Origin of the sequence: Peteryoungia ipomoeae, assembly GCF_004912165.1 — a bacterium.
Lineage (GTDB): Bacteria > Pseudomonadota > Alphaproteobacteria > Rhizobiales > Rhizobiaceae > Allorhizobium > Allorhizobium ipomoeae.
The window spans coordinates 296,391-306,445 of record NZ_STGV01000006.1 but is presented as its reverse complement, the minus strand read 5'-3'; the positions used below and the strand labels follow the sequence as shown (position 1 = coordinate 306,445).

General features: G+C 58.7%; 8 protein-coding genes. 7 read left to right on the top strand and 1 reads right to left on the bottom strand.

Going from position 1 to position 10,055, the window contains the following annotated elements; all coding sequences use genetic code 11:
• The first annotated feature begins 2 nt into the window (after positions 1-2).
• Genes FAA97_RS18020 through FAA97_RS18010 form a run of 3 tightly spaced genes read left to right on the top strand, consistent with a single transcriptional unit; the run spans position 3 to position 1,881 of the window.
• On the top strand, positions 3-341 hold the full coding sequence (locus tag FAA97_RS18020) for a type II toxin-antitoxin system VapB family antitoxin (protein WP_425467434.1): 339 nt from the start codon (positions 3-5) through the stop codon (positions 339-341).
• Positions 338-742, top strand: coding sequence for a type II toxin-antitoxin system VapC family toxin (locus FAA97_RS18015; protein ID WP_136599939.1), 405 nt, complete (start codon positions 338-340; stop codon positions 740-742). The genes FAA97_RS18020 and FAA97_RS18015 overlap by 4 nt, the downstream gene beginning before the upstream one ends.
• Positions 739-1,881, top strand: a complete 1,143-nt coding sequence (locus tag FAA97_RS18010) for a site-specific integrase (protein ID WP_136599938.1) — start codon at positions 739-741, stop codon at positions 1,879-1,881. The genes FAA97_RS18015 and FAA97_RS18010 overlap by 4 nt, the downstream gene beginning before the upstream one ends.
• Before the next feature lie 591 nt (positions 1,882-2,472).
• Here the strand turns inward: FAA97_RS18010 and FAA97_RS21395 are convergent.
• On the bottom strand, positions 2,473-2,772 hold the full coding sequence (locus tag FAA97_RS21395) for an I78 family peptidase inhibitor (RefSeq protein ID WP_136599937.1): 300 nt from the start codon (positions 2,770-2,772) through the stop codon (positions 2,473-2,475).
• A gap of 248 nt (positions 2,773-3,020) precedes the next feature.
• Between FAA97_RS21395 and FAA97_RS18000 the strand changes: the two genes are divergently transcribed.
• From FAA97_RS18000 to FAA97_RS17985, 4 genes are all read left to right on the top strand, one after another.
• A complete protein-coding gene (locus tag FAA97_RS18000; protein ID WP_136599936.1) occupies positions 3,021-3,635 on the top strand; it encodes a TetR/AcrR family transcriptional regulator in 615 nt (204 codons plus the stop codon).
• Between the two features lie 11 nt (positions 3,636-3,646).
• Positions 3,647-4,777, top strand: a complete 1,131-nt coding sequence (locus FAA97_RS17995) for an efflux RND transporter periplasmic adaptor subunit (RefSeq protein ID WP_136599935.1) — start codon at positions 3,647-3,649, stop codon at positions 4,775-4,777.
• 31 nt (positions 4,778-4,808) lie between these two features.
• A complete protein-coding gene (locus FAA97_RS17990) occupies positions 4,809-7,889 on the top strand; it encodes an efflux RND transporter permease subunit (protein WP_136599934.1) in 3,081 nt (1,026 codons plus the stop codon).
• Positions 7,890-8,386: 497 nt separating this feature from the next.
• Positions 8,387-9,985 (top strand): ABC transporter substrate-binding protein, encoded by a 1,599-nt coding sequence (locus FAA97_RS17985; RefSeq protein WP_136599933.1) that lies wholly within the window; start codon positions 8,387-8,389, stop codon positions 9,983-9,985.
• Positions 9,986-10,055 lie beyond the last annotated feature (70 nt).

Here is a 10,055-nt window from a genome sequence, read left to right as displayed (position 1 = left end):
TACTGCGAGCCATCTCAGGGCTTGCCGTTGCCATCATTGACCACCCCGCTTATACTATCACCATCAGAAAAGCAGGAAACGTCATGTCCGAACCGCAACTGTCCATTCGCAGCAGCAAGGCGCGCGACCTCGCCCATGCCCTGTCCCGCCAGACAGGCCAACCTATCAACCGGTTGGTCGAAGTTGCGCTCGAACGCTATGAGCAGGAGCTGCGCGAAAAATCTTCCCAAACGCCCGCTGATGCCCTTTGGGCGCTGATGGCTGAGGGCCGGCGCACTGTTGCGGCAGGCACCACCTCTGCCCATGACGATTTCTATGACGAAAACGGCCTGCCAATATGATCGTCATCGATACTTCGGTGATCCTTGCGACGTCGCTCAACGAACCGGAGGCAAGCCTCTTCCATTCGCTCGTGTCTCGCGAAGAGATCCTCGTTGGCTGGCCGACCCTGGTTGAGGCCCGCATGGTGCTTGCGGGCCGGAAATTTTCCAATGCGGCCGACATCATCAAACAACTCGCCGAATTGCCCAACGTCACCGCTATCGCATTCGGCGAACGTCACTATTTCGCGGCAGAGAAAGCCTTCGACAAGTTTGGCAAAGGACGCCACCCGGCTGGCCTGAACATGGGAGACTGCTTCTCCTATGCGGTATCCTCGGTTGCAAAGGCCCCCCTGCTCTTCAAGGGGCGGGATTTCAGCCAGACCGATTTGAAGCTCCATCCGGCCTCGTCCACATCATGAGCAATACTCCTGAAACAGGCCTTGCTCATCGCCTTGGCACGCTCGACACGATCGCCGCGGTCCTGCCGATGGAGCGGCGTGACGAGCTCGCCGAGCTGCTGACGGATCAGGATGTCGAGACGCTCCGTCATCTGGTCAACGAGGGTATGGGCGCAAATACGCTGCGGGCCCTGACCTCCGATCTTGCTTATCTGCAGGCCTGGTCGCTCGCTGCAACCGGCCGGTCGCTTCTCTGGCCCGCCCCTGAAGCACTGCTTCTCAAGTTTGTTGCACATCATCTATGGGATCCGGAAAAGCGTCTGACGGATCCGGGCCACGGCATGCCAGCTGACGTCGAACAGAAGCTCCGTCTCCAGGGGTTGCTTCGAGTGTCCGGCCCGCATGCGCCTGACACCGTGCGACGGCGTCTTGCCACCTGGTCGACCCTGACGAAATGGCGCGGGCTCGAGGGTGTGTTCAGCTCCCCTGCCCTCAAGTCCGCAATCCGCCTTGCCGTGCGCGCGACACCGCGGCCAAGGAAGCGCAAAAGCGCCAAGGCCATCACCGGAGATATTCTGCTGAAACTGATCGCCACCTGCACGACGGGAAGCCTGCGTGATGTCAGGGACCGCGCGATATTGATGGTTGCCTTCGGCTCCGGTGGCCGGCGCCGCAGCGAGATTGCGGGCCTCAGGATCGAGCAGCTGCAGCCGGAAGAGCCGATCCCGAACGAAGGGGGTTCTCCCCTCCCCTCTCTTTCCATTCATCTCGGTCGCACCAAGACCAGCGGTGCTGACGTTGATGAAGTCGTCTATCTCAGCGGTCGACCGGTCGACGCGCTGAATGTGTGGCTTGCGGCTGCAAAAATCGACAAGGGCAGTGTCTTCCGGGCGATTGATCGCTGGGGGAATGTTTCGCGCCGGCCGCTGGATCCCAAGGCGATCAATGACATTCTCAAGCAGCGCGCAAAGATGGCCGGGTTGGCCCCGGGGGAGTTTTCCGCCCACGGCCTGCGATCAGGCTATCTGACCGAAGCGGCCAATCGCGGCATTCCACTCCCTGAAGCCATGGAGCAATCCCGCCATCGATCCGTCCAGCAGGCCTTCGATTACTACAATAGTGCAACTAGGCGGAGTGGCGCAGCAACCAGGCTTCTATAGTTCCCTGATAGACACTTCAAGCTGTGCTCAGCGGATATAGGGGGCTCTACCGTTGCGATTATCATCGTGAAACGCAGGCAACCATATCAGCCAAATTGATTTTTCAGTTATAGCACCTGACCGAAGGAGCCTCTAAATCCATGAGGCGCTTGAGGTTCCTGGGGGAAATGCCCACGCCGGCACCATCGATCAGATCTAAAAATACAGGCCGCCGCTCTGAAAGCGACCGGATAGAACATCTGTTAACTCGACCGCACGTGCGAGGGCAATCAGCTCTTCGCGAGGTCGGACAGGCGGTTGAGAGCAGCCTTGAAGACCTTCAGGGCAAACTCCAAGATCGAACGGCTGGCCCTAATGTAGCGAGGTTGCTGCGACGTTGAGTATGGCGACGCCGGAAAGGGCGGTGACGTCGGTAGAGGCGAAAGTCACAGACAGGATGCAGCCAAGCGTCATACAAGTGTAGAATTTCAGAACCGCAACGTGGCGGGCCGCTAATCTCAGCTAACTACGCGCAATGTCAAGCGCAGGAAGTATTTGCAGCACACGAGCCGCGTTTTTGTGCAGGGAATAGGCAGACTGCGGACAGACCAACTAACCGCACCTGGCCGCAACCACATTCCCTGAAGCGGGATCCGTCTCGATTGTCACGCGATCCTCTCGGAAGTCCTGCGTGACCATGTCTCCGGGCTTTATCTGCCGTACAGCAGTTGCCCCGGTAAGCCGCATGGCTTCCTCGTCTGTCGGCTTGGCCTTGTTGACGAGTTTCTGAGCCGCTTCGAGGCTGCACCGGCTTTCCTCCTGAGGCTGCTGTGCATCGTCGGCTGTGCACCCGACAAAAGCCAGAACAACGCAAATGACGATAGCGGAAGTTGAATATGGCGACTTTATCATCCTCAATCTCCTTGCACTTATGCTCCTGCGCATGGGTGGGAGCGGGCTTTATTGAGTCTCAGACTGCAGACTAACGGCAGGTCCATGATGCGCTCCATAGACAGCTATACAACCAAATAGGACGAGCGCCCTCCCCTACCCCAGATAATCTGGAGCCAATCCGGCATGCTTTGGCCGGCGTGTTGACTTCTGCACATGGGCGAATTACGACTGACGAAATTTAAAATTCGTCAGTCGTAAGGAATGTAATGTCCCAGTCCCTCGAAATCACGTCCGATCTCCAGCGTCAGGATACCTACATGCGCATACTTGACGCGGCCGAAAGGCTGTTTCGTCACTATGGATACGCAAAGACGACGGTCGCTGATATCGCCAAGGATCTTGGCATGTCACCCGCCAATATCTATCGCTTCTTCACCTCGAAGGTCGAAATCCACCAGGCGATCTGTGGGCGGATGCTGCAGCAAAGCATTGCCTTGGCCGAAGAAGCAGCATCCATGCCGGGCAGCGCGGAAGAGCGTTTGCGCCACTATACCCTTGCCCATTTCAAGTTCACGGTCGACACGATGATCGACGAGCACCGGGTCCATGAAATGGTGATCGTGGCCATCGAACGCGACTGGAGCGTTATCGATCAATACATCGACACGCTACAGGATATCATCGCACGGATTATTGCCGATGGCATGGCCTCTGGCGAGTTTCCCATAGGCGATGCTGGCGCCTCGGCACGAGCATTTGGCGCCGCGACATCCGCGCTGCACCACCCCCAATTGGTCGCCCAATGCATAAACAAGCCAAACCGGGCGACGCCGGAAGAACTGACCGATTTCGCCATCTGTGCCTTGAAAGCCCCCCGTTGAGGATCCCTCCGATGCACCTCGTTGTTTCGCGTCTATCACTCCCAATTCTCATGATGCTGGCTCTGACGGCCTGCAATGACAGTGTCGCGCAAGCGCCCGCGGAAACTTCACCTCGCCCGGTCAAGGTGATTGAAGTACAGCCTTTGCAGAACGGCAGTGTGCTGCGGTATTCCGGCATTGTCACGGCCCGCAGCGAAGCGCCGACTGGTTTTCGGGTTGCAGGCAAGATCACCGAAAGATTGGTCGATGTGGGCGACCGCGTGAGCGCGGGGCAGCTCCTCGCGCGTCTTGACGGCACAGATCTTGCTCTGCAGCTTGATAGCGCCAAGGCCAGTCTTGAAGCGGCTGAGCGTCAGGTCGAAACCGCACAATTCGCAGAGACGCGTGCAGCAAACTTGTTCGCGCAGAAGGTGACGACGAAGGCTCAGCTGGAGCAGGCCGAGCTATCGCTCAATCAAGCCATCGCCAACAGAGACAGTGCTCGGGCAGCTCTGGCTCAAGCGCAGAACCAGCTTTCGTACAGTGAATTGCGGGCCGACACGGATGGTATCGTGACGGCTGTCAGCGCCGACGCGGGGCAGGTGCTCCCGGCTGGCAATCCGGTCGTTACCCTGGCAACGGATGGCGAGCGGGATGCGCTGATTGCCGTTCCCGAAAACGAGATCCTTTCTTTCTCTGCTGGCAAGAAGGTGCAGGTAAACCTCTGGGCAAAGGAGGGCGTCTCCTTCGAGGGCACCATCCGCGAGGTCGCAGGCAGCGCTGATCCGGCATCCCGCACGTTCGCGGTCAAGATCGGTCTTGGCAATCGCAATGATGCGCTCCTCGGAATGACGGCGCGCGTGCTTGTCAACACGGATGCGAAGGCCACCCGCTTTGAACTGCCCCTTTCTGCGCTCACGCAAGATGGCGCCCGGCAAGCAATTGTCTGGAAGGTCGATCGCGGCGGACAAACCGCCCATGCCAAGCCCGTTACGCTCGAGGCATTTTCCGATAAGGGCGTTCAGATATCGGAAGGCCTGAGCGCCGGCGACCTTGTTGTCGTCGCGGGCACGCAATTCATGCAGGAAAATCTGAAGGTCGCTTTGGACGACGAGCATTTGGCTCGGGTTGCCAGCACCGAGCTTTCCGCACCGACCCACTGATTACGTCCCCGTTTCCTTCGGAGCCATTTCCATGACCGTGTCACCTGTTCAAACGGGGCGTTTCAACCTGTCTCGATGGGCCATTCAACACCCTTCGATCGCCCGCTTTCTATTCGGGCTCATTCTTCTAACTGGTCTCTTCGGCCTGATGGAAATGGGCCAGAAGGAGGATCCAGATTTCACTTTCCGCGTCATGGTCGTCCAGGCCTTCTGGCCGGGGGCGTCACTGACCGACATGCAGGACCAGGTGGTCAACAAGATTGAGCGCAAGCTCCAGGAGACACCGCACCTCGATTGGGTGAAGTCCTATACCCGACCCGGGTCAGCCATCATTACGCTGCAGGTCAAGGGCGACACCGACGCACAGGATGTGGCTGACGCGTTTTATCAGGTGCGCAAAAAGGTCGGCGATATTGAGAACGAGTTGCCAGAAGGGTTGCTCGGTCCTTACTTCAACGACGAATTCGGCGATACCTTTATCACGCTTTACGCTTTGACCGGAGAAGGATTTGGGTATCCGGAACTGAAGACCTACGCGATCCAGGCCCGCGATGTATTGCTGGCGACCGAAGGCGTTGAAAAGGCGGTGATCCTGGGCGATCAGCCTCAGAAAATCTTCATCGATGTCTCCTCGCAAACACTGGCTGATCGCGGCCTGACATTCACCGATCTGCAGCAGGCCTTAGCAGGCCAGAACGCCATTGACGCCACGGGGAGCATCGACACCGGTTCGCGGTCCGTGCGTATTACCGTCGATGGCGGGTTGAGTGCTGCGGACGATATCCGGGATCTGCGCCTGCAGGCCGGAGAGCAGGTCACACGGCTCGGTGATATCGCCACGGTAACCGAGGGCCTTGAAGACCCCTATCAGCGCAAGTTCCGATTCAATGGCCAGGACTCTGTCCAGCTTGGCGTTGTCATGGCCAAGGGCTTCAAGGTGACGGATGTCGGCAAGGCAGTCGAGGAGACGCTTGCGCGGTTTGAGGCCGGGTTACCGCTGGGTGTCGAGGTTTCGCAGATTTCGAACCAGCCAGAAGTGGTAACCGAGGCGATTGGAGAGTTTTCCAAGGCGCTGGGCGAGGCCTTGCTCATCGTTCTCGTGGTGTCCTTTCTCTCTATCGGCTGGCGCTCTGGCCTCGTCATCGCAATCGCCATTCCGCTGGTTCTCGCGGCGACCTTTGCCATCATGTACGAACTCGGTCTCGACCTGCAGCGTATCTCGCTCGGCGCCCTGATCATCGCGCTCGGCCTTCTCGTCGACGACGCCATGATCGTCGTCGAACTCATGGAACGAAAGCTTGAGGAGGGCCTCAGCAAGGTCGATGCGGCAAGCTTTGCCTATACCTCGACCGCCTTCCCCATGCTGACGGGTACGCTCATTACGACTGCGGGCTTCATTCCAGTGGGATTTGCCGAGTCCACAGCCGGCGAATATGTCCGCTCGCTCTTCTACGTCGTTGGAATTTCGCTTGTTGTCTCCTGGTTCGTTGCGGTCTATTTCACGCCTTGGCTCGGCTACCTGCTTTTGAAGCACCGCCCTCAGTCCGGTGAGCACAAGGATGTCTTCGACACGCCGTTCTACAGGCGTCTCCGCTCAGCCGTCTTCTTTGCGGTCAAGCATCGAATTCTTGTCGTCGTCACGACGCTCGGCATATTTGCGACAAGCCTCTGGTCCTTCCAGTTCATCCCGCAAAACTTCTTCCCCCAGTCGTCCCGTCCCGAAATCCTCGTGGATATGTGGCTGCCCGAAGGAACCTCGATAAAGGAAGTCGAGGCCGAGGCGGCCCGGCTCGAGGCGGAGGTCTTGAAGGACGACGATCAGCGCTTTGTCGCGACCTATATCGGCGAAGGTGCTCCGCGCTTCTTCCTGCCGCTCGACCAACAGCTGCGCAACCCCAACTACGCCCAGCTCCTCGTCATGGCGAAGGATGAAGACGCACGCGAACGGCTGATTGCAAAGATGCGGGATCTGCTGGCCACGGAATTCCCTGCGGTGCGCGGCAAAGTGGACCGCCTCTTCCTTGGCCCCCCAACCGGCTGGGCCGTCCAGATGCGCGTGACCGGACCTGACCGGCAGGTCGTGCGCGGCATCGCCGATCAGGTCAAGCAGGCTTTCCACAAGGAACCCTTGGCGCAGGCCATCCATGACGATTGGCTCGAGCCGGTTGCGGCAATGACGCTCGTCGTAGATCAGGATCGGGCGAGGGCACTGGGCGTCAGCTCGCAGCGCCTGCGGCAGATGTTGCAGGCGACAATGAGTGGCGCGCCGCTGGCTGACGTGCGGGCAGGCGAGGAGACAATATCGATTGTTGCTCGCGAACCGGCAGAGAGCCGAACCCTGTTGACAGCTGTCAACTCGATTTATGTGCCGACCGATCGAGGCGCCTTTATCCCTCTTTCGCAGATCGCAAAGGTGGTGCCTACCCTTGAGCAGGGCATCGAATGGCGCCGCAACCGGCTGCCCACAATCACGGTCAGGGCCACCCTCCCCGATGGCGTCCAGTCCAACGATGTGTCGGCACGCCTCTACGAGAGCCTCGCCCCGCTGCGCGAAAACCTGCCGACAGGCTACGCCATCGAGATTCAGGGCGGCGCAGAGGACAGCGCCGAAAGCCAGGCCTCCATCGCGGCAAAGGCTCCGATCATGCTGGCCGTCATCGTCATCCTGCTGATGGTCCAGCTTCAGCATTTCGGCAAATCAATGCTCGTGCTTGCGACCGGCCCCCTCGGCATCATCGGTGCAGCCGCGGCATTGCTGATCTCGGGAGCGCCCTTTGGCTTCGTCGCCATCCTTGGCGTCATAGCACTGCTCGGGATCATTATTCGCAACTCGATCATTTTGATCGACCAGATCGATCAGGATCTTGCCGCAGGCATGGAGAGATCAGAAGCCATCATAGGCTCAGCGGTCAGACGCTTCCGGCCGATTGTGCTCACCGCACTGACCGCTGTCCTTGCCCTCATCCCGATCTCTCGGGGCATATTCTGGGGACCGCTTGCCTACGCGATGATGGGCGGCATCCTAGTGGCGACGCTTCTGACGATTTTTGTCCTGCCAGCCAGTTACGCTCTCTTCTTCGGCCGATCCTCCGAAACAAGCAAAGCGGAATGAAAGGGGAGGGGCGTGTCGCCCGTCCCTCAATTCTTTCGAACGTCAATTTCTTGACTGAATGATAAAAATTTCGTTTACGGCAAGTCTACCGCTCAGAAGAACCAGTGCCACCATTCTTGATTGCAGTTAATCGCGACAATATCCCCTGATTCTGTGGGGCATCGCGTAAAGCGCTAAACAAAGTGAAGCGAAACAGTTTCACGGGCAAATCGAGCATCAATCTCCACATTTTCTTGATCCTGGCGAAAATCAGCCCGAAATGCAGGGAGAATGCGGCAGATTCTCTCTTTACATCGTTTCAGGAGCCGATAAGAAACTGCAGCAGTGGCTAGAATGTAAGGCATGGCATGGTGGCTCATCTGCGACCAGACCACCAAGCGTCCAAGCTACGCGAGTAGCAGCTACGGCTGCTGTTCAACAAACACGGGCGCGGTTCACGCGCCGCGGGACCAAAAGAACCGGTGAAGGGCTCGCTCCTCACCATTGGGAGACTACTCATGAAAACCAAGTTCGCCTTTGCTGCTGCAGCCCTGCTCGCGGCGACGTTCCTCTCGGGCGCCGCAAGCGCCAAGACTTTCGTCTACTGCTCGGAAGGTTCGCCTGAGGGCTTCGACCCGGGCATGTACACCGCCGGTACTACCTTCGACGCTTCGGCCCATCCGATCTACAGCCGTCTGATGGAATTCACGCCGGGCACGACTGAGGCCGAGCCTGGTCTCGCCGAAAGCTACGAAGTCAACGCCGACGGCACCGAATACACGTTCAAGCTCCGCTCGGGCGTCAAGTTCCACACCACCGAGTTCTTCACACCGAGCCGCGACCTCAACGCTGACGACGTCATCTTCTCGCTTGAGCGTCAGATCAAGGCCGACCATCCCTGGAACCAGTACGTCGCCGGTTCTGCCTGGGAATATGCCTCCTCGATGGGTTTCCCTGACCTGATCAAGTCGATGGAAAAGGTAGACGACCTGACCATCAAGATCACGCTCAACCGTCCGGAAGCGCCGTTCATTGCAAACCTTGCAATGCCGTTCGCCTCGATCGTCTCCAAGGAATATGCTGACAAGCTCGACGCTGAAGGCAAGCGCGAACAGCTGAACCAGATGCCGGTCGGCACGGGTCCGTTCTCCTTCGTCGCCTATCAGCAGGACGCGGCAATCCGCTTCAAGAAGAATGCCGACTATTGGGGTGGCGCACCGAAGATCGACGACCTCGTCTTCGCAATCACCACTGACGCGGCTGTTCGCTTCCAGAAGCTGAAGGCTGGCGAATGCCACCTGATGCCGTTCCCGAACGCTGCTGACGTCGAGGCCATGAAGAACGACCCGGCCCTGACCGTCATGGAGCAGGAAGGTCTGAACGTTGCATACCTCGCCTACAACACGACGCAGGCTCCGTTCGACAAGCCTGAAGTCCGCAAGGCGCTGAACAAAGCGATCAACAAGGAAGCCATCGTTGATGCTGTCTTCCAGGGCATGGCAACACCGGCCAAGAACCCGATCCCGCCGACCATGTGGTCTTACAACGAAGCGACCCAGGACGACGCCTACGATCTGGATGCCGCCAAGAAGGAACTCGAAGCTGCTGGCGTAACCGGCCTGTCGATGAAGATCTGGGCAATGCCGGTTTCTCGTCCGTACATGCTGAATGCACGTCGTGCCGCTGAAATCATGCAGGACGACTTCTCCAAGATCGGCGTCAACGTCGAGATCGTTTCCTACGAGTGGGCCGAATACCTCGACCGTTCGAAGGCCAAGGATCGCGACGGCGCTGTCATGCTCGGCTGGACCGGCGACAACGGCGACCCGGACAACTTCCTCGACACCCTCCTGGGTTGCGACGGCGTGGGCGGCAACAACCGTGCACAGTGGTGCAACGAAGAGTTCGATGCACTGGTGAAGAAGGCCAAGGTCACCTCGGATCAGGCAGAGCGCACCAAGCTCTACGAAGAAGCCCAGACGGTCTTCAAGCGTGAAGCACCGTGGGCCACCATCGACCACTCGCTTGCCGTGGTTCCGATGCGCAAGGAAGTCACCGGCTTCGTTCAGAGCCCGCTCGGCGACTTCACCTTCGAAAACGTCGACATCGCCGAGTAATCGGTCCAACATCATCCTCGCCGCGGGCCATTGCGCCCGCGGCGAATTTTGTTGATGCTTGTCAGTAAAT